This is a genomic window from Oceanobacter sp. 1_MG-2023 (assembly GCF_030689025.1).
Taxonomy (GTDB): domain Bacteria; phylum Pseudomonadota; class Gammaproteobacteria; order Pseudomonadales; family Oceanobacteraceae; genus Oceanobacter.
The window spans coordinates 21,246-41,780 of record NZ_JAUYWA010000027.1 but is presented as its reverse complement, the minus strand read 5'-3'; the positions used below and the strand labels follow the sequence as shown (position 1 = coordinate 41,780).

Here is a 20,535-nt window from a genome sequence, read left to right as displayed (position 1 = left end):
GTATTTATCAGACATGATGTGTCACTCCCTGTAGAGGGTAAACTATAGAGGTGACACAGAATTTTGAACACTACCGCTAAAACACCTGAAACAAAATCCGCATGCTTGCCGCATGCGTTACTTAGTCTTTGACGCCTGCTTTGATAAAACAAAGCCTCGCCTGACTTCAATCTATCCATCGATTTTTCGTAAAGCTCTGAATTTTTGATCCTTCCCCAATACCACTGTTTCGTATGTTTATATATTTCCTGTGCTTTCTCAGGAAGAATTTCTGACTGAACTTTATTAATCCTACTGGAAAGATACAACCCCATAATATCCCGATGAAGACTAAATATTTCTGAATCCTGCTCATTAACGAGCATGTCTATCACATCGTGTGTGTCTACAACGTTCCTGACTATCGAGGCTATTGAGCGCTTATCTAGTGGTTCATTTCCGAACTCACGTGCAGGGAGCAATTTGAACAATGATATGCATGTGGTCTGCAAGGTTGTTGCCAACACGATAGTTGGCCAATCTATGAAATCTTCACTTTCATATCTTTTATGAAGCTCATTGATATACGGCTCAAAAGCACTGATGCCTTTATATAAAGCCGATCCCTGAGATATTAAATGCTCAGTCATTCTTCCCTAACCTCAATGTGCGGCAATTTATAACAGTTTATTAGTGCACAGGCGCGGTTTCTGGGCAAGTCGGTTTCTGGGAAATCACCGTAACTACTTGAATGATAAGAAGTAAAATCCATTCCCAGATCAGTCCATTCTGTAAAAGCAAGCATGCGCATTAACTCCTTTGTGCCTTGCGCATTAATCTGTAAACCTGCGCAACAACTTTCCGTGTATCAATGCCTTAACGATAACAACGTCCGGAAAAGCGCGCAATGCTTCTGAAAAAGCACGCATTGATTTGGGCAAACTTTCAATAGGCCCTACAACAGACACCCACTGATCACTGTGAATTGGTTTGCCGAGGGGACTGGCTGTCGACTCGATGCGTCATCCAGTCGATGTAGCCGGGTGATCCGTTTATTTTGTAACGGGAGGCTGACCTGGCACCCAGCACCTGTAGTGATCGGCTGCGGTATAACAGAGTAGAACCCTATCGAAACAACGCCAACTCAGCAGCCCTATCCAACATGGATGCCAAGCCGTTTTACCAGCCGGAGCAAATTACTCCGGTCGACCTGAAGTACACGGGCAGCCGCCGACACGTTACCGCCCTGCTCTGTCAGTACCCGACCAATCAGCCGGGTTTGGTATTGTCGGGTCAGCTCAGTCAAGGAGCCGGATAATGCCTCTGCCCCATGATCAGGGTTATCTTCCTCTGGGCCTGGTGGTTGAACCTCGATATCTCCCAGCGCCAAGGCCCGGCTATCGATATACACCAGTGCTCGACCAGATTCTTGTGCCCGGGATTGTTGTTGTGCCCGAAGCGCAGCACGCCCCAGAACGTGTTCCAACTCCCGGACATTGCCTGGCCACTGATAACGTAACAAGGTCTCGCGTGCATCCGCTGTCAACAGCAGCTTTTGAACATTCAGGCGGTGTTGCAGACGCTCCAGGAAGAACTCTGCCAACTCCAGCACATCCCGGTGACGCTCTCGCAGAGCGGGCACCCTAAGAGGAAAAACACTTAAGCGGTGATACAGGTCTTCCCGAAAACGGCCGGCAGCCACTTCGTGCTTCAGGTTACGGTTGGTCGCAGCAACCATCCGCACATCGACCTTGTGTGTCTCATCACTGCCGACCCGCTGGATTTCACCTTCTTGCAGCACCCGGAGCAGCGTCGCTTGCAAGGTCATGGGCAATTCACCGATTTCATCCAGAAACAGTGTCCCGCCATCCGCCAATTCAAAGCGACCGGCCCGAGCCTGACTGGCCCCGGTGAATGCGCCGCGGGTGTGGCCGAACAGCTCGGCCTCCGCCAGGGTCTCTGGCAAGGCGGCACAATTCAGGTAAATCAGAGGTTTGTCCGCTCGCGCCGATTGCATATGCAAGCGGCGGGCAATCAACTCTTTGCCAACCCCGGTCTCGCCTTCAATCAATACCGTCATGGAAGTAGGTGCCACAACGTCCACGTCACTGATCAGCCGCATGATCTCGGTACTGGTACCCACGACGCCGGTTGAAAGACGTTCCCGATTAAGTGCTTCGGTTACCTGTTGCCCACGGTTGATCTGCTGTCGCAGTGTTGCAATGCGTTCTGCTGCGGTAATCACCGCACGGGTCAGGGTAATTGCCAGCTCCTCGGCATGAGGAATCGTTTCATCAAACTGCCCCGGGCGAGAAGCATCCAGGGTAATGACGCCCCAGTTGCGCCCATCAACCTGAATCGACATCCCCATGCAGTCGTGCACGCGAGGGTCAATGCCGGGCAAGCGCATCAGGCCATCATATGGGTCTGGAAGCAGCGAATCCGCAGGAAACCGGATCAACCGTTGGTGCTCAAGGATTTGTTTCAGTCTGGGGTGATGATCCGGATGAAAATGTCTTCCCCGGGTTTCTTCGCGCAGCCCCAAAAAGGCAATGGGCCGCAACACTTCGCCCGAGAGCCGCAAGAGTGCGATGGCATCACAGGGAATGGTGTGCCGGATAGCTTCCAATAAACGACGGTACCGAACATCAACTGGCAACTCACGGCTAAGGTCTTCGATGACTGAGATGTAATGTTTAAATGGCATGTTGTCAATATTACCTCGATGAGGTCATTTCAACCACACCCGCTTGATGTAAAAAAGACCCAATAAAAATTACTCCTTAGATATCAATAAGTTATAAATGGCACAGATATTGGAAAGAACCGGGGGAACATTAACTTTTACAGACAGCGCCTACCTGCCGGTGCGCCAAGAGGAAAACATCCGATGCTATCCCCCAGCCAAATCGACATCATCAAAGCAACCGCCCCGGTTGTCGGTGCTCATTCCCGAGAGATTACTGAATGCTTTTATCCTCTGATGTTCCGCCGTTACCCTGCGGTGGCAGATCTGTTTAACCAGACACACCAGCAAAAAGGCACCCAGCGTCAGGCACTCGCCAACGCCCTGGTAGCTTATGCCACCCATATCGACAATCTGGATGCCCTTGGCAGCGCTGTTGGACTGATCGCCCATAAACACTGCGCCTTGAATATTCTTCCGGAACATTACCCGATCGTTGGGGAGTGCCTGATGGAGGCTATTGGTGAAGTACTGGGCGACGCGGTAACACCGGATATTGCCGATGCCTGGGGAGCGGCTTATCAGCAACTGGCCGACTTGCTGATTCAGGTAGAAGAAGGGCTTTATTCCGACCATGCCCAGCGTCGGGGTGGCTGGCGCGGAGAGCGCCGTTTTGTGATTGAGCGTATCGAAAAAGAAAGCGCGGTTATTTCATCGTTTTACCTGATCCCGACAGAGGGTGAAGAAAATATCGATTTCACTCCTGGCCAGTACATAGCACTGATACTCGATATTGATGGCCAATCGCTGCGCCGCAACTACAGCCTCTCCGATGCTCCTGGTAAACGTGGCCTGCGGATTTCAGTAAAAAAAGAAGCCAATGGCACGGTATCCGGATACCTGCATAACAGAGCCAGACCGGGTGACGAAGTCATGCTGACAGCACCAGCCGGTAATTTTGTCTTACCGCCAAAATCCGAACAGCCACTGGTATTGATAACAGGGGGGGGCGGGATAACACCCGCAATCAGTATGCTCAACAGCTGCGTGTCGGACGGTCGCCCGATCGTGTTTGTTCACGCGGCAATCGACAGCCAACACCACGCCTTTAAAGAGCATGTCGAGGCATTGGCCAGCCAGTATGCCAACCTGAAAAGCTTCATTATTTACGAAAAACCGCTGCCAGGAGATACACCAGATGCCACCGGCTTCCTGAATCAGGATATGCTGGCACCTGTGCTGCCTGAAAGCCGAGATGCCCAGATCTACTTCCTTGGCCCCAAACCTTTTATGGTATGCATTAACCAACTCTGTGATGCGTTGGCGATACCTGAAGACCAACGTCATCATGAATTCTTTGGCCCGGCAGAGGAACTTGCCATAGCGGCAGTCTGACGCCTGACACGGATGCAGGAGCAACCATTACCATGACCAGACCAGCGCTAACCTCATCATCACAGCAGCCGGAATGGGCATGGTTTGCTCTGGCATTTCGTCCTTTTTTTGGACTGGGGGCCATTTTTGGCGTTATCTGTATTGGCCTCTGGGTGGCCAGTCTCAGCGGGGCACAATTAATTGCTCCTGCTGGCGGTCTGTATTTCTGGCACATGCATGAAATGCTGTTTGGGTTTGTTGCCGCCATTGTGGTCGGCTTTTTGTTGACCGCAATCAAAAGCTGGACCAATCAACCAGGGCTAAGCGGCCCACCACTGGGTTTGTTGGTTGGTGTCTGGTTCGTTGGCAGAGTGGCGATTCTGTTGCCAACCTTCTTGCCAGCCAACCTCATTGGTTTGATTGATTTTCTTTTTCTCCCCCTTGCCGCAGTGGTACTGGCCCGGCCCGTCATACGGGTGAACATGTGGCGCAACCTGATGTTTGCCCCCATTTTGCTGCTGATGAGCGGGCTGAACGCCATGATGCACGCCGACCCATCCGGTAGCGCTATCATCAACCAGCACGTGGCTGCCCATGGCATGATTCTGCTGGTTGTCCTGCTGATGTGTGTGATTGGTGGGAGAGTCTTCCCCATGTTCACGGCCAATGGCACGCAGACACCACGGGTGACACCCTTGCCGTGGCTAGAAAAAGCAACGATCCTGACAACGGCACTCTGTATTCCGGCTGGTATGGCGTTACTGCCAGCAACCGAAGCGATGACCGGCATTATTCTTATGGCAGCCGGAGCATTAAACATCTGGCGTGCCTCCCGCTGGCGTTTTATGGTCGCATTACAAACACCGATGCTGTGGTCGCTGCATCTCAGCTATTGGTTGATGTCCATTGGCCTGATTTTGATCGGCCTGCACCAGACCACCGGGATTCTCACCGCATCCATCAGCTACCATGTGATTACGCTTGGAGGCATCAGCCTGATGATACTGGCAATGGTGACACGGGTATCGCTTGGCCACACCGGCCGGAAGATTCAGGCTACGCCGGTCATAACCAGCGCTTTTCTGTTGATGGTTGCCGCCACTTTTGTACGTATTCTGCCTGCGCTATTACCCGGCCAGGCACTCTGGTTACTTATTCTTGCGGGGCTGCTCTGGATGGCGGCGTTCAGCCTGTTTGTTATTGTCTTTTTCCCTATATTGTCACGCGCACGCCCCGACGGCACACCGGGTTAACAGGCTTGCCCCGCTACCCAGCAGGCCGCAATCGGGTTCGCTCTTTTCAGGCCGTGGATACCGGCCCACCATTTCTATAGGTGAGTTCCCAGTCCACCGCAGAGGCTTCAACCTTGATCGACTGCATCGTCGCCAGACCAACGATATTGGCAAAGGACGCATCCGCCGCATCACGACCAATACCGATTCTCACCAGACCACTGACGGGTGCCATCCGGGTGGCATCAAACAGAAACCAGCGGTCTTCCAGGTACGCTTCAAAAAAACCATGAAAATCCGGTGGCTCCAGTCCAACCGCATAACCCGATACATAACGGGCCGGAATCCCCAGGGCACGGCACAAGGCGATACTGACATGGGCAAAGTCCCGGCATACCCCCGCACGCTGGATCAGCACATCACAGGCACTGGAAGAACCATCGGTGCTGTCGGCCACGTAATCCAGATGGTCGTTAACCCAGTTACAAATCGCATCTACCCGCAAATACCCGGGCTGTAACTGGCCAAATTCTTTCCAGGCCAAACGCCCGAGCCGGTCTGATTCACAATATCGGCTGGGGCTCAGGAACGACAGTACCGAGGTAGGCAGCTTGTTGTGCTCCACTTCGTTCAGATAGCGGTTCTGTTCGATATCGGGAGACAACTCAACGGTGGCATTGTAGTTGATGGTTAATTCACATGGCTCAGCCTCAATGCGTATACCTCGAGAGCCAAAGTTATTCAGCTGAAACCATTCACTGTTCATGGTCGGAGAAATATAAAGATTTTCCTCCACGGTTTTTTGATGATCGGTAATCGCCGCCGCGATATTAAACACAAAGCTCGACGGTGAACTCACCGTGTAAACAAGTTCGGACGCAATTCTTACACAATGCATAATCAAATCCCCTGTAATGCTTGTAATGTTGGCTGGCTGGTCGTGCCTGATCCCAGACCTTTACCCCTGGAGCTGACTCAACAGTCAACCACCAGCAATCCATCTCTAGCGTTTACCGCGCCCACGACGGCGATCTTGTCCACCACTTTTACTGCGGCCACTCCCCTCTGACACATCAAAAACCCGGCCTTGCGCTGCCTGGCCAGAGCCAGGAATTTTTTTCTGTTTGGGCTTTTTCGGTTTTTTCACAACCAGTCCGCCCAGCCGGGTTTCCGGCACGTTATGAGACGGCTCAAACCCCGGCAACAACCGCCGTTCGATCAACTGTCCGGTCAGGTGTTCAATGGCTGCCAGTGCCTGAACTTCGTCGGCGCTTACCAGCGAAATCGCCTGCCCCAGACTGCCCGCCCGTCCGGTACGACCAACACGATGCACATAGTCTTCGGCATTGATCGGCAGATCGACATTGATCACTCCGGGCAGCTGCGGAATATCCAGCCCCCGGGCAGCGACATCCGTCGCCACCAAGACCCGCACCACACCGTCACGAAAGCGCTGCAAGGCCGCTTGCCGACCGGCTTGGGTTTTATCGCCATGAATGGCATCCGCTGCAATCGAATGCTTGTTTAATGCCTGCGCCAGTTCATCGACCCCTTGCCGGGTTTTGGCAAAGACCAGTACCGACGACCAGTCCACCTGGCTCTGTCCCTGGTACAGTCCCTGCTCCTCTCCTTCACCACTCCCCTGCAACAACCCTAACAACAACTCGGTTTTGCGTTTTTTGTCGACCGGGATCAACCAGTGCTGCACCGTCGCCGCCGCCTGATTACTCGCCCCGGCGTCGATCGACAGAGGATCCCGGGCCACATGACCAATCATGGTACGGATACGGTCAGAAAACGTCGCCGAAAACAACAACGTCTGACGCTTGCGCGGCAAGGCACACAACAAGTCGTCCAATTCATCAGCAAAGCCCAGATCAAGCATCCGGTCGGCTTCATCCAATACCAGCGCGGATAGCTGATCAAACACTACGGCATTCTGGCGGTACAAATCCAGCAACCGCCCCGGCGTAGCAATCAGGATATCCATCCCTTTGCGTAACGCCATCATTTGCGGGTTGATACTGACGCCGCCATACACTGCGTAAGAACGTAACGGCAACCCTTCACGGTAATGCAATACACTGGTTGCCACCTGTTCGGCCAGCTCACGGGTCGGCACCACAATCAACACCCGCACCCGATTGCTGCCTACCGTTACACCCTGTCGAGATGCCACCATCAACTGTTGCAGCAAGGGCAATACAAACGCCGCGGTTTTACCGCTGCCGGTTGAAGCCGCCACGGTCAAGTCCCGCCCCGCCAGTGCTGCCGGAATCGCCTGTTGCTGCACCGCCGTTGGCTGCGAATAGCCCCGTTGCTGTAATATGTCACACAGCGCGTTATCCAGCCCCAACGAAGCAAAATCCGCTACCAACGATCCGGCAGTCTGGCCCGGTCGGGAAGAATCCATCATCAAACACAACTCCCAGCACCCGGTGCCGTTAATCATCCAAAGAAAACGCACAGTATAAAGGCCGCACTATCCTGTCGTGCAGGTTTTTTAACGTCTGCTGGCACTTGCTAAACCCATGCCTATCCGCGTGACGCCTGCATTATGACGGCTCTGTAAAACCCACAACGGAAGAACCTGCCCCGGTCAGGGGAATTTCGCCATTTCGTCATCACCAACAGGATCAAAAACGCCCTAAAAACCGGTATAGTACCGCCCTTTACCAAAACCCTCCTTTCTTTCAGGACATCAACGTGATTTCCACCGCCAACATCACCATGCAGTTCGGTGCAAAACCGCTGTTTGAAAATATTTCCGTCAAATTTGGTGACGGCAACCGCTACGGCCTGATCGGCGCTAACGGTTGCGGCAAGTCGACCTTTATGAAGATTCTCGACGGTTCACTGGAACCCAGTGCAGGTAACGTCTCCGTCACGCCCAACGAGCGTCTGGGCAAACTGAACCAGGATCAGTTCGCCTACGAAGAATTCACCGTGCTCGACACCGTGATGATGGGCAACAAGGAAATGTGGGCTATCAAGGACGAGCGTGACAGCATTTACGCCAACCTTGAAGCCACTGAAGACGACTATATGCGCGCCGCCGAGCTGGAAGGCGAATTCGCGGAACTGGACGGCTACATGGCCGAAGCCCGAGCCGGTGAACTGCTGCTGGGTGCCGGTATCGATACCAGCCTGCACGCAGGCCCCATGAGCGAAGTAGCTCCCGGTCTCAAACTGCGAGTCTTGCTGGCACAGGCGCTGTTCTCCAACCCCGACATCCTGCTGCTCGACGAACCGACCAACAACCTCGACATCCACACCATTCGTTGGCTCGAAGGTATTCTGAACGACATGAAGTGCACGATGATCATCATCTCGCACGATCGTCACTTCCTGAATTCCGTTTGTACCCACATGGCCGATATCGACTACGGTCGCATCCAGATTTACCCAGGCACCTACGACGACTTCATGATCGCATCCACCGCTGCCCGTGAGCGTATGCAATCTGAAAACGCCAAGAAAAAAGCCCAGATCGCCGAACTGCAGCAGTTTGTATCGCGTTTTTCTGCCAACGCCTCCAAGGCCAAGCAAGCGACCTCTCGTGCCAAGCAGATCGACAAGATCAAGCTCGACGACATCAAGCCATCCAGTCGTCAAAGCCCGTTTATCCGCTTCACCCAGGAAAAGAAACTGCACCGTCTGGCGCTGGAAATCGAGAACCTCGGCCATGCCTATGACGGCGAACAGCCACTGTTCAGCAAGACCGACTTCATGATTGAAGCGGGTGAAAAAATCGCGGTGATTGGTGCCAACGGCGTCGGTAAAACCACCTTCCTCAAGTGCCTGGTCAACGACATCACCCCAACACAAGGTGAAGTACGCTGGTCAGAAAATGCCAACGTCGGTTACTACGCCCAGGACCACGAATACGAGTTTGAAGGCAACGAAAACCTGTTCGACTGGATGGAACACTGGAAGTCCGCCGAACACGACGACCAAGCCGTTCGCGGCACTCTGGGCCGCTTGCTGTTTAACCAGGATGACATCAAAAAGTCTGTCAAAGTCTGTTCCGGTGGTGAAAAAGGCCGCCTGCTGCTTGGCAAGCTGATGCTGCATAACCACAACGTGCTGGTAATGGACGAACCCACCAACCACATGGATATGGAATCCATCGAAGCGCTGAACATGGCACTGGAAATGTTTGAAGGCACCCTGATCTTCGTTTCCCACGACCGTGAGTTTGTTTCATCGCTGGCGACCCGGATTCTGGAAGTCCGTGACAACAAGATTGTCGACTTCCACGGCAACTACGATGAATACCTCAAGTCCCAGGGTATGCAATAGCTGCCACTGAACAGCTGTCAGGTAAATACCTGACGGCTGTTGTCTTTGTTGGCACTCCATCGTTCTGAACTGGATTCAGAATCCCGCCCGTCATTCCGGGCTTGCCCCAGAATCCATAACACCGCCAGGTCAGTTCAAAAATCGTAGGATGCTTTCAGGTAAATACGACGGCGCTCTCCAATAATCGCTCCAGACACCGTATTAAACCCGGCAATGGCATACTCCTCATCCAGCAAGTTTTTAATATTCGCCTGGAATTTCCAATCCTGCCACCGTGTTTGCCAGGACATATCGTATATCGTGTGAGGCTTGATCGTATTGTCGTCCCGGTCTGTTTGCTGGCTGACATAGTCCATACCAAAGGCAATCGAAGAACCGATATCGGGGAATTCATAACGAGTCCAGCCACCCAGCTGGTGAGAAGGTGTATTGGAAAGGTTCCGGGCGTCGGCGTCGGTATCCGTCACTTCCAAATCCGTATAGGTATAACTGACATTGGCAACCCAGCGGGAAGTTAGATCCGCAAGCAAGTCTGCTTCAAAACCCTGACTGCGAATTTCACCAATAGCAATGCTGTAATCATCGTCATCCGGGTCTTCTGTCAGTACATTGTTTTTCACAATATGAAAAAGCGCCACATTCAGATTCGATCGATTATCAAGCAAATACGTACGAGCCCCCACTTCTACCTGCTGGTTTTCTTCCGGGTCAAACAAACTGCCATCGGCAGAAGTCAGTTGATCCGCCGCAGCCTGAGGTGTCAAACCGGTAGAAAATGACGCGTACGGTTTGAATTGCTTGCTTAATTCGTAAGTAGCACCAATCCGGGTTGAATAGCCAACATCGTCGTAAGAGGCATCATCACTGCCATCGTCATTGTCTGTGACATCTTCTTTTATATGGTCCAAGCGAGCACCGGCGACCAAATTCAGCTTGTTTGTGACACGCCATTGGTCTTGCACATAAACCCCAACCTGTTTCAGATCCGTCGTTCTATCTCGATTCAGACTCATTTCATAAGCGCTGATATCATCGTCATAGTCAGGATTGGTAAAACTTAATGTCGATGGTGTCGCATCAGTGTCATCACTATTACCGGAGTAATAAAACAGCTCCTCTTCACGAGCAAAATGGTAGTCTGTACCAGTCACCAGCGTATGGTCGCCCAGATAGGCAACAAGGTAATACGCCAGATCAACGCCGTTATAATCTCGAACCTGATCCTGATAGCGGCGGGTCACGCCATCGTATGCCCCGTCACTATCGCTATCCACCAGAGCTCTTGCCTGATGGAATTTCATGGTTTCGTTTGTTTCGTAATAACGTAAGGTCAGATTGCTGTCTAACCAGTCATTAATTGAGTATTGCAGATGGGCTTGAAAAATATCTGATTTGAATTCCTGATTGTCAGAAGGCTCATTACTGTTCCAGGAAGTATCTGTCAAGAAGTTGCCATCTTCATCAATAGGCACCCCCCGCACACGCTCGCCCAATTGGTAAAAATGAGTATATTGCAGTGTTAATGTAGCATCTTCATTAATATCCCAGGCATAACCGAGATCAACGATGTCGTTATCTTCTTCCACATTATTACGATAAGAATCTTCGCTACTCGAATACACCCCTATTCGGTAACGCTGGGACGCATCTTCATTAAGTCCGCCAGACGATTCGAGACTGCCACTTAAAAAGCCTTTATTGCCTGTAGCGAATTCGATGGTGTTTTGTTGGTCATAAGTCGGCTTCTTGGTCACATAATTAATAACGCCACCGGCCTCGCCCGCACCATAAAGAGCACCAGAAGGTCCCTTGAGTACCTGGACTTCCTCAATATTGAACAGCTGAGGAATCGTAAAAGTCCTGAATGGATCACCTTTGACACCATCATAAAGTACCTGGCTTTCCTGCTCAAAGCCACGCATTTTGATAATGCCGTAATTAAAATAGGATACGCCGGACATTGAGCGAAAAAGGTCCGTTACTTCATTGGCAGCCTGGTCATCAATTAATTCCTGGGTAAGTACCTGAATAGACTGCGGCGTTTCATCAATCGGTGTATGGGTTCGAGTCCCCAAAACCGCTTCATCCTCCTTGTAGAGAGACAGTGCACGACCCTCTACCTGAATGGGCGATAGTTCTATGATGGATTGATCCTCAATCTTTTGATCCCATTCCTTGGGGCCTTCTGTGTGAGAAATACCGTCTGATGCCGTTTCTGCAAAAACCGTCGGAGAGAAAACAAGCGCTCCACAAGCCTTCATCATGATTAAGGATTTTTTTAAATGCACAATGATCAATCCAATGTAACCTAAATTGATGCGCATGGTAAAACACCTGATAATCATTTTCAATTACAAAAGCAAGGCAATTACTACTCCAAACGACACACCTCACTAAATATTTTGTATACAAGCCATCTGCAAGAAAATAACTGACAAAAACCAACGGTCGCTGATTTTTAATGACACTAACTCACAAATAGACATCAGCTATTCATAAAAACACCAACCCTTATTTAAAAATATAATATATTTTTGACAATATTTAAATCAAGAGCAACACTATTATATTTCGTTTGGAATTCATGGTATAAAATCAATATTCAATTCCAACCAGCTCCCTTTTAATCAAAACAGGGCCATAAATACAATCCTGGCCATATAAAATAATTGTTCAATAATCATGATTATTTCAAACATTAATAAGAAGACAATCATTAATACCATTGCCATGACCATTTCCAATAACATCACTCATTGCCCACTGAGGTCGATCATTAGAATAACCAGCAGAAGTAAAGAGAAAACCATGAATACATGCACAACCTGACGCCTGATTCCCTCTCTATCATCCGCTTGCCCTCCCGGTCGCTTTGACACACCGCCGTGAGCTTGCTAAAAACAGCCATCATTAACCGGAATAACTCACGATACTCGTGACGAGGGAACCTGAACCGGGTGATCAGCCTCCAAGAGGCAGAGCATGGTTCCACGACCTGCCGATACAGAGCACCCCGCATACCCCCAAGAAGGCTCAGATGCTAAACAAACTGCTCCAGCTATTCACTGAACATGCCCCGTCAGGCACCGACAAACACACACTGGATCTCTCCGCCGCCGCCTTACTGGTGGAAGTCATGAAAGCGGATCACCGCATCGATGCCAGCGAGCGCAACGAGCTGGGCCGGGTACTCAAAGAACTGTTCCAGCTCAGCGATGAGCATATCCGCGCGCTACAGCAACAGGCCGAGCAGGCCAGCGCCCAGGCTTCCGACCTGTTTCAATTTACCGATGTGGTCCACAAACATTTTTCGGTAGAGCAGAAATTTGATTTGCTGACCGGCCTCTGGCGTATTGCCTATGCCAGCAATGGTCTCGACAAGTATGAAGAACACATCATTCGGCGTATTGCCGAACTGCTGTATATCCCCCATGGTGAGTTTATTCGCGCCAAACTGCTGGCCAGACCAACACTGTGATTACTGAACTCGTCTCCCGTTTTGAAGATCTCCAACAGGTGTTAGCTCAGCTGTCGGAACATCTGACCCAAACACAACCGGCACATTGGTTGCCCCTGCAAGACAGCGAAATCGCCCTGGGCCTGAAACCCTTGTCGCTGGCCACCGACTTGCTGACCGACCTCTGGTATCGCGATCAGCAAGATGGCCGTGAAACCCGCTCCCGCCATGGTTTGATCCTTGCCGATACGCGCTGTCGGACATTGATTACCGACATCAATCAGGCCAAGGATGATTTCCGCGCTGCAGTGCAGCTGGAAAAACAGGATCTGCCACGCTGGAAAGAAAGCTATCGTCTGTTAGGTGAGCACCCCTCATCCTTGCGTAACAAGCTGGCAATTGCCGGTATGACACGCGTTCATCTGAAGCAGTGCTTTCGCCATATTCCACTGCTGGCACAGGCGCCACGCAAGGTTGGCTTCAGCTGGTACGTCAACGGTCGCAGTATCAAAAAGCTCACCCTGAGTCAGGCCGAAGCCCTGCTGCTTGAGCTGGGGGAACACAAACCGCATATCCAGATTCAGCTGCAGCGGCTGGGGCAATTACCTCCCGCCACACGGTTGGCCCAAATCCAGACCCTGGCCCCCGTGGTTCGAGCCAATCTGGTGTATAACAACGGCGATGAGGTCATACGCAAGGCCATGAGTGTTTCCTTGCCGCTGTTTATCCCCGATACCCAGCCTACCCTGCCCGAACACAACCGCATCAGCTCCGAGCCACCTCCCGGCCGTACCCGCCAGGCACGGGGTGATCAGCGCATCAGTGACGAGCCGTTTTTACCCAGTATTCGGGCTTACCTTTATCATTAACCGGTACACCTATCTGCACGTGTATCTGCACTCAGGCGTTAACCATTCCCCCGCCAGATTACCGTTACAACGCAGATAGATGCCCAACAACCTGCTAGACTGCCGGCCTCTGCACCGGCACCGTTTTTGACAGCTTATGGATACTCCAATGACCACTATCGTCAGCTTTAACATCAATGGCATTCGCGCCCGTCAACATCAACTTGAGGCTATTCGGGAACAACTGGACCCGGATATTCTGGGCTTACAGGAAATCAAGGTACACGACGATATGTTTCCTCTGGCAGATATCGAAAGCCTGGGGTATCACGTTGAGCACTTTGGCCAGAAAAGCCACTACGGTGTCGCCCTGCTCAGCAAGCAAGCTCCCGTCTTTGTGCAAAAAGGCTGGCCATCGGACGACGAAGACGCTCAAAAACGACTGATTCACGCCCGCTATAACATCGGAGGCAGCACCATTGACGTACTGAATGGCTACTTCCCCCAAGGTGAAAGCCGTGCCCATGAAACCAAGTTTCCGGCCAAAGAAAAATTCTACGCCGACCTGATGCAGTATCTGAACGACAATTTCACCCCCGCCGACCGGGTGGTGGTGATGGGTGATATGAATATTTCACCGGAAGATACCGATATCGGTATTGGTGAACCCAATCGTAAACGCTGGTTAAAAACCGGTAAATGTTCCTTTTTGCCAGAAGAGCGCGAATGGTATCAAACCTTGTTGAACTGGGGGCTGACCGACAGCTATCGTCATTTTCACCCCACCAGCAACGAGCAATTCAGCTGGTTTGATTACCGCTCCAAAGGGTTTGCCGATACCCCCAAACGCGGCTTGAGAATCGACCATATTCTGGTTACTGAGCCATTGCTGGCCAGTTGTGATGAGGTCGGTATCAGCTACGCTATTCGGGGTATGGAAAAACCTTCCGACCACGCACCAATCTGGCTCAAGTTAACATCCAGCTGATCACTCACTATTTGCGCTCTTGAGCTCTTTCGCGCTACCCCAAGCCACCCTGCGCCGTCGCCCGAATAACGGCACGGGATGGCTGAATCCCTTGATCATCGCCGCCACTATCCCCGCGTTTTGTATCCACTATTCCCTGTTCCCTGCCTGCTACCGGAGCCTTATTTGTGACCACCCCGACCACTGCTGATATTCCTTTGCCACAGACCGCAGCCATTATTGGTGCCGGGCCGGCCGGATTGATGGCAGCAGAACAAATCGCCAGTCGTGGCTACCGGGTCGAAGTCTTTGATGCCATGCCCAGTGTGGCGCGCAAGTTTTTGCTCGCCGGCATCGGTGGCATGAATATTACCCACGCGGAAGACTACCACCACTTTGTCAATCGTTATGGCAGCGCCAGCCGCTGGCTCCAGCCCATCCTGGACGACCTCACGCCAACACAACTGCGCGAATGGATCCATGGCCTTGGCATCGATACTTTTGTTGGCACCTCGGGGCGGGTTTTCCCGTGTGATATGAAAGCAGCGCCCTTGTTACGTGCCTGGCTCCATCGCCTCAAAGCCCAGGGAGTGGTATTTCATCCACGCCACCGCTGGACTGGCTGGGAGAACAGCCAGGCACAACTCCCTGTGGGCGCATCACAAGCATGGTGTTTCGACACCCCGGACGGCACGATACAACGGTCGTTCGATGCGGTGGTGCTGGCTCTCGGCGGAGGCAGTTGGGCCAGACTCGGCTCCGATGGCCGCTGGGCACCCTGGTTACAACAGCAACAGGTCGATATCGCGCCCTTGCAACCCAGCAACTGCGGTTTTGATGTGGCCTGGAGCGATTTTCTCAAAGAAAGATTTGCCGGTACGCCAATCAAGCATATCCAGCTATCGCTGACCGATACCCAAGGCAAGCACTGGTCACGCACCGGTGAGTTTGTGGTCAGTGAATACGGCATTGAAGGCAGCCTGATTTATGCTCTCAGCGCCCCTCTGCGAGAGCGTTTGAAGCAGGCCAGCGCCAACCCCGATACAGCAGGTACAACAGGTACAACAGGTACAACAGGCCAGTCACTGCTGACACTGGACTGGCTGCCTCATTCATCACTAGCAGACATCGAACAGAAATTACGCCAGGGTAAAAAAGGCCTGTCCTTTGCCAACCTGCTGCGCAAAAAACTCAATCTGCCTGCCATCACCAGCACGCTATTACGAGAATGCTGCCCGCAACTGGATAACCGCGACATCCCTGCCGTTGCCAGGGCACTCAAAGCCATGCCATTAACGCCCCAGCAACCACGCCCCATCAACGAAGCCATTAGCAGCGCCGGAGGGGTGCAGGCCAGTGCCGTCAATCCTAAACTGATGCTGAACGCCATGCCTGGTGTCTTTGTTGCCGGGGAAATGCTCGACTGGGAAGCTCCCACCGGAGGCTATCTGCTCACCGCCTGTTTTGCTACCGGCAAGCGCGCCGGATGCGGTTTGGCAGACTGGCTGGCAACCTCTGCCAGCCCAAACAACCCGCCCCGGCATTTGCTTCCAGAACAGCCATAAACGTTTGCAGCCTCGTTTTTCCGCGGCTAACAGCGTATAGTCGCGCCTCTCAGATTGGGCCCCTGCGCCCCAGCATGCGGACATCATCAAGAGGATTCAGCAGTCATGCCAAAAGCGAGTGAGATCAAGAAAAACGCCGCCGTCGAATACAACGGCCGAGTGTATTTTATCAAGGATATTGAGCGCTCTGTGCCACAGGGACGCGCCGGCGGTAGCCTGTATCGTATGCGAATGTACGATGTGGTGAGTGGTCAGAAGATAGATGAAACCTTCAAGGATTCAGACATGCTGTCGTTTGCCGACCTGACCCGTCGTCCAGCCATGTTTTCCTACGTCGATGGTGACGCCTGGGTCTTTATGGATAACGAGGATTACACCCCTTATTATCTGGACAAGACGGCCATTGAAGATGAGATCCTTTTCGTTAACGACCAGACCCAGGATGTACAGGTCATGGTGGTTGATGGCCAGCCGGTAGGACTGATTCTGCCAGCCATTGTTGAGTTGGAAATCGAAGACACCGAGCCATCCATCAAAGGGAATTCGGCCACCGCCCGTACCAAGCCTGCGCGCCTGACAACCGGCCTGACGGTGCAGGTACCGGAGCATATTTCCACGGGCGATGTCATTCGTATCAACGTCGAAGAACGCCGCTTCCTGGGCCGTGCTGGTAAATAATACAGCGGGACCCGGTTAGCCGGTCAGCACTGCTGTCGCCACCGCTCATGGTGTAATGATCATGAGGTAACGACAGCCGTCACATACCTTTCTGCATTCCGTTCCGTTGCCGTTGACGGCCAGCAAATGCCAACCTGACAAACACTCAACCAGTCTTCAACCAGTCTTCAACCAACTAAACTACCGGCTCTCAGCGGGCATTTTTCGAAGTAGCCGATGTAGCCCCGGATTTTACTCCGGACTTGGCAGCAGGCTTGGCCGCTGGATGCCGCAAACGGATAATCCAGCGCACCAGCACATACAGAATGCCGACCAATAACCCGACCAGCCACCAGATCAGGGCATTGTCCGTAATCTCGGTTTCATTACTGAAGGCCGAAAACCCAGCCACCATAAACGCCGGCGCAAAATAGTCAGAGTCCGGGCTGATTTTGGCGGGCGACAACACCAGCACCGGCCCCAGCACCACCAACAGGTCGCGCAGGACACTGGCCGATGACATCCAGTAGAACATCATCCGCCAGCACCAACAGCCCAATAAGGCAAAACCAAGGTACAGCGCCCAACCGGTCATCGGGTCATAAAGGTTATCCATGCGTCATGCTTTCCAGATTATGTGGTCTTCCCAATCCTCTTCTGGCACCTGATCATCAGATACCCCCTTCCCTGCCAGAGAAATCCCTGCCGTATGCACTGAAGCTGGATCACCACTGATCAGCGGATGCCAGTCAAACAGTGGTTTACCTTCCGCTAACAGGCGATAGGCGCAGGTTTCCGGCAGCCAGAAAAACTGACTTGCCTGTTCTGGCGTCAGCCAGACACAGGTGGGTACTTTTTCTTGCCGTTGCTGATAAACACTGCAACGGCAATCGCTGGTGTCCATATAGCGACAATGGATATCGGTATAATAAACATCACCGCTATCTTCATCTTCCAGTTTGTGCAGGCAACAGCGCGCGCAACCATCACAGAGTGATTCCCACTCTGGCTTGCTCATTTCATCCAGGCGCTTGTGCTGCCAGAAAGCCGTCTGACTCATTCGTTATCCAATTTGCAAAACAGGTCAAGCTTGGCGCTTTCTTTCGGCGGTGGCATTTGCAGAAAAAACCCCTGGCTGTCAATTTGTTCCAGGATACGTTCACCGGAGAAGCGCGCCAGTTTTTTGTCTGGCGTGATGATCATGGTCATCGCCAGTTCTGGCTTGCCGAACTGTTCCAGCAAAGCCTCTGGTACTTTTTTTAATCCATCCTTGCGTGAGACGTATAGATAGGTCTCATCTTTTTTACGGCTTTTAAAGACATCGCAAAGTACTTTACTCATGTTCTCTTCCTGCAGTAGGTCGAGCCAGGTTGGCTCAGTGGCGGTTGTCCGCCCGGGTCATCATATCCAGCAAGGTGTCACCAATCTCGGCTTTACGCCAGCCCTGCAGTACATCAGGTAATACGTACTGGCCATTGCCCCAGCCCGAACGGATCAAGGCATCCAGAGCTTTTTTCCGGGTCAGTATTTCCGGTGGAATCTCCAGTTCGGCGGCGCGTTTGGCAACCACCTCTCTGGTGTTTTTCAGCCACTGCCCGGCTTCCGGAGTCAGTGGTCGGTCCAGCGCCACCGGCCAGAGCGCGGCATCATCTTCCAGCGCCTGACTGACAATGGCCAGCAGTGTCTGACTGTCGTTGCGGATCATTTCAGGGCGCAAACCGGCACGCGCCAGCTGGTCGCGATTGTTTGGCTTGAAACGGGCAATATTCCAAAGGCTGTTATCATCAACCACCTTGTTACGGGGTACGTCACGCTCCCGCGCCTGCAACTCACGCCAGCCAACCAGTTCCTGCAAGATATGCTGCTCTTGCGGGCGCAGTTTCCAGGCCAGCTTGACCCGTCGATAATAGTCTTTCGGAATATCTTGCTGGCTCTGGTCATCAATGATGCGCTGACAGTCTTCTTCCAGCCAGCCCATACGATCCAGCCTGGTCAACTTTTCCACCAGCAGCGGATAGATTTGCCGCAAAAAGTAGACATCGGCAACGGCATAGCGAATCTGGTCCGGACTGAGCGGACGCGCCAGCCAGTTTGAACGGGTTTCTTCTTTATCGATATCAATATCCAGCAAGGCCGAAATCAACCGCTGAAACCCCATCGAGCCACCCAAACCAGCCATTGAAGCAGCCAGTTGACTGTCAGCCAGCGGACTGGGCAAGACTCCAGTCAGCTGGCGACACACTTCGAGGTCTTCGGCACAGGCATGAAAAACCTTGGTCACGGTGTCAGCCTGAAATACCTCGGCCAGTGGCTGCCATTCGGTCACACTGAGCGGATCAATCAGATAGCACTGCTGGCTGTCGGCTACCTGCAACAACCCGGCTTTAGGGTAAAATGTCGAGGTGCGGATAAATTCGGTATCGAGTGCCAGGAAGCCTTCATTCATCCAATCCTGACAGGCTTGTGCCAGTTGCAGGTTGGTAGTGAGCCAGACAGGTTCAGGCACTTGAGGGCTAGTCAACACATCTCTCCTTGGTTCAGCGCTGGCGCAGGGCGGCAAGACTGAACACTAATCGGTGGCAGTGCTGTCGGAATCCGTCTCCGACCACTGCAAAAAGGGCACACCGGCCCGCTGGGCCAGTGTTTGCACGTAGAATCCGGTGGTACGTCCTTCGACTGACTCATCCAGACAGATGATCAGTCGTGACGGTTGTTGCTGCGGGTCACACAAACGCTGATACAGTGATCCCAACCCCAGTTGCTCCGGGCCAATACCCTCAACCGGTGACAGCAGGCCATGCAACACAAACCCTTGTGCCGCGGTATCGATGTCGGCCAACTGTTCGGGTTGAGCCAGCACCCATAAATCAGTACCGGCTTCGACCACCCCATCACATTGGCGGCATACGCTATTCACACTATAACAGCGGCACACCGGACAGAGTGCCACTTGTTGTTGTACCGTCGCCAGCGCCGCTTCAAGATCGGCAGCCAGCGCTGGCTGCAATACCAGCTTGCGCGCCATACGCGCGGCCGCCTTCGGCCCGATACCCGGCAATTGATCGAGACACTGCGCCAGCGCCAGCAGAGGTGCCGGGGTCGCACCGCGAGTGGCCATCAGAACGGCATTTTCATACCAGGTGGCAACCCCATACCAGCCGTCATTTTCGACATCTGCTCCTGGCTGTTGGTCTCGATTTTACGGACTGCGTCGTTCACTGCGGCAGCCAGCAAATCTTCCAGCATGTCTTTGTCTTCTGTCATCAGAGAGTCGTCGATTGTGACGCACTTGACGTCGTGACGGCCGTTCATGATCACGCTGACCAGGCCAGCGCCGGATTCACCGGTCACTTCGGCTTCTGCCAGCTTGGCCTGCATTTTTTGCATGTCTTCCTGCATTTTCTGGGCTTGTTTCATCAAGTTGCCCATGCCACCTTTCATCATATCGGTCTCCTTAAATAACGGGCC

At 52.6% G+C, this 20,535-nt stretch carries 19 protein-coding genes; 8 read left to right on the top strand and 11 right to left on the bottom strand.

The genetic code is table 11. The annotated features are described in order from the left end of the window. The coding region (locus tag Q8W22_RS14725) for a hypothetical protein (protein WP_305452857.1) at window positions 1-629 on the bottom strand (629 nt) is incomplete at its 3' end. Between the two features lie 503 nt (window positions 630-1,132). Beyond that, a complete protein-coding gene (gene norR / locus Q8W22_RS14720; RefSeq protein WP_305452856.1) occupies window positions 1,133-2,686 on the bottom strand; it encodes a nitric oxide reductase transcriptional regulator NorR in 1,554 nt (517 codons plus the stop codon). A gap of 183 nt (window positions 2,687-2,869) precedes the next feature. On the opposite strand from norR, the gene hmpA reads away from it, so the two are divergent. Together hmpA and Q8W22_RS14710 are read left to right on the top strand one after the other, a co-directional pair. Further along, the gene (gene hmpA, locus Q8W22_RS14715) at window positions 2,870-4,060 is read left to right on the top strand and encodes an NO-inducible flavohemoprotein (protein ID WP_305452855.1); all 1,191 of its coding nucleotides are present in this window, start codon (window positions 2,870-2,872) and stop codon (window positions 4,058-4,060) included. Between the two features lie 32 nt (window positions 4,061-4,092). Then, window positions 4,093-5,292, top strand: a complete 1,200-nt coding sequence (locus Q8W22_RS14710) for an NnrS family protein (RefSeq protein ID WP_305452854.1) — start codon at window positions 4,093-4,095, stop codon at window positions 5,290-5,292. Window positions 5,293-5,338: 46 nt separating this feature from the next. Here Q8W22_RS14710 and Q8W22_RS14705 read toward each other — a convergent pair whose 3' ends face one another. Beyond that, entirely contained in the window at window positions 5,339-6,169 is an 831-nt protein-coding gene (locus Q8W22_RS14705) for a transglutaminase family protein (protein ID WP_368501368.1), read from the bottom strand. A gap of 105 nt (window positions 6,170-6,274) precedes the next feature. Beyond that, window positions 6,275-7,687, bottom strand: a complete 1,413-nt coding sequence (locus Q8W22_RS14700) for a DEAD/DEAH box helicase (protein ID WP_305452853.1) — start codon at window positions 7,685-7,687, stop codon at window positions 6,275-6,277. 290 nt (window positions 7,688-7,977) lie between these two features. On the opposite strand from Q8W22_RS14700, the gene Q8W22_RS14695 reads away from it, so the two are divergent. Beyond that, window positions 7,978-9,573 carry an ABC-F family ATPase gene (locus tag Q8W22_RS14695; RefSeq protein ID WP_305452852.1) on the top strand — a complete coding sequence of 532 codons (1,596 nt, stop codon included), beginning with the start codon at window positions 7,978-7,980 and terminating at the stop codon, window positions 9,571-9,573. 134 nt (window positions 9,574-9,707) lie between these two features. On the opposite strand, the gene Q8W22_RS14690 is transcribed toward Q8W22_RS14695, so the two are convergent. Continuing rightward, a complete protein-coding gene (locus tag Q8W22_RS14690) occupies window positions 9,708-11,897 on the bottom strand; it encodes a TonB-dependent siderophore receptor (RefSeq protein ID WP_305452850.1) in 2,190 nt (729 codons plus the stop codon). A gap of 713 nt (window positions 11,898-12,610) precedes the next feature. Here Q8W22_RS14690 and Q8W22_RS14685 point away from each other — a divergent pair. From Q8W22_RS14685 to yeiP, 5 genes are all read left to right on the top strand, one after another. After that, entirely contained in the window at window positions 12,611-13,051 is a 441-nt protein-coding gene (locus Q8W22_RS14685; RefSeq protein WP_303432046.1) for a TerB family tellurite resistance protein, read from the top strand. Next, a complete protein-coding gene (locus Q8W22_RS14680) occupies window positions 13,048-13,899 on the top strand; it encodes a DNA replication terminus site-binding protein (RefSeq protein WP_303432045.1) in 852 nt (283 codons plus the stop codon). Before Q8W22_RS14685 ends, Q8W22_RS14680 begins: the two co-directional genes overlap by 4 nt. A gap of 148 nt (window positions 13,900-14,047) precedes the next feature. Next, window positions 14,048-14,866: an exodeoxyribonuclease III gene (gene xthA, locus Q8W22_RS14675; protein ID WP_305415599.1), complete on the top strand. Its 819-nt coding sequence runs from the start codon at window positions 14,048-14,050 to the stop codon at window positions 14,864-14,866. Between the two features lie 167 nt (window positions 14,867-15,033). Continuing rightward, the gene (locus Q8W22_RS14670; RefSeq protein WP_305452849.1) at window positions 15,034-16,410 is read left to right on the top strand and encodes a TIGR03862 family flavoprotein; all 1,377 of its coding nucleotides are present in this window, start codon (window positions 15,034-15,036) and stop codon (window positions 16,408-16,410) included. A gap of 105 nt (window positions 16,411-16,515) precedes the next feature. Continuing rightward, window positions 16,516-17,088 (top strand): elongation factor P-like protein YeiP, encoded by a 573-nt coding sequence (yeiP, locus tag Q8W22_RS14665; protein ID WP_305415597.1) that lies wholly within the window; start codon window positions 16,516-16,518, stop codon window positions 17,086-17,088. Window positions 17,089-17,278: 190 nt separating this feature from the next. On the opposite strand, the gene Q8W22_RS14660 is transcribed toward yeiP, so the two are convergent. From Q8W22_RS14660 to Q8W22_RS14635, 6 genes are read right to left on the bottom strand one after another with little or no spacing between them, the layout of a single operon-like run. Further along, window positions 17,279-17,683: a hypothetical protein gene (locus Q8W22_RS14660; protein ID WP_305452848.1), complete on the bottom strand. Its 405-nt coding sequence runs from the start codon at window positions 17,681-17,683 to the stop codon at window positions 17,279-17,281. A gap of 3 nt (window positions 17,684-17,686) precedes the next feature. Continuing rightward, on the bottom strand, window positions 17,687-18,127 hold the full coding sequence (locus tag Q8W22_RS14655) for a YcgN family cysteine cluster protein (protein ID WP_303432040.1): 441 nt from the start codon (window positions 18,125-18,127) through the stop codon (window positions 17,687-17,689). Further along, window positions 18,124-18,408 (bottom strand): YcgL domain-containing protein, encoded by a 285-nt coding sequence (locus Q8W22_RS14650; protein WP_303432039.1) that lies wholly within the window; start codon window positions 18,406-18,408, stop codon window positions 18,124-18,126. Before Q8W22_RS14650 ends, Q8W22_RS14655 begins: the two co-directional genes overlap by 4 nt. Before the next feature lie 34 nt (window positions 18,409-18,442). Continuing rightward, entirely contained in the window at window positions 18,443-19,588 is a 1,146-nt protein-coding gene (rnd, locus tag Q8W22_RS14645) for a ribonuclease D (protein ID WP_305452845.1), read from the bottom strand. Between the two features lie 48 nt (window positions 19,589-19,636). After that, the gene (locus tag Q8W22_RS14640) at window positions 19,637-20,185 is read right to left on the bottom strand and encodes a toprim domain-containing protein (RefSeq protein WP_303432037.1); all 549 of its coding nucleotides are present in this window, start codon (window positions 20,183-20,185) and stop codon (window positions 19,637-19,639) included. Then, on the bottom strand, window positions 20,185-20,511 hold the full coding sequence (locus tag Q8W22_RS14635) for a YbaB/EbfC family nucleoid-associated protein (protein WP_305452841.1): 327 nt from the start codon (window positions 20,509-20,511) through the stop codon (window positions 20,185-20,187). The genes Q8W22_RS14640 and Q8W22_RS14635 overlap by 1 nt, the downstream gene beginning before the upstream one ends. Window positions 20,512-20,535: the final 24 nt, after the last annotated feature.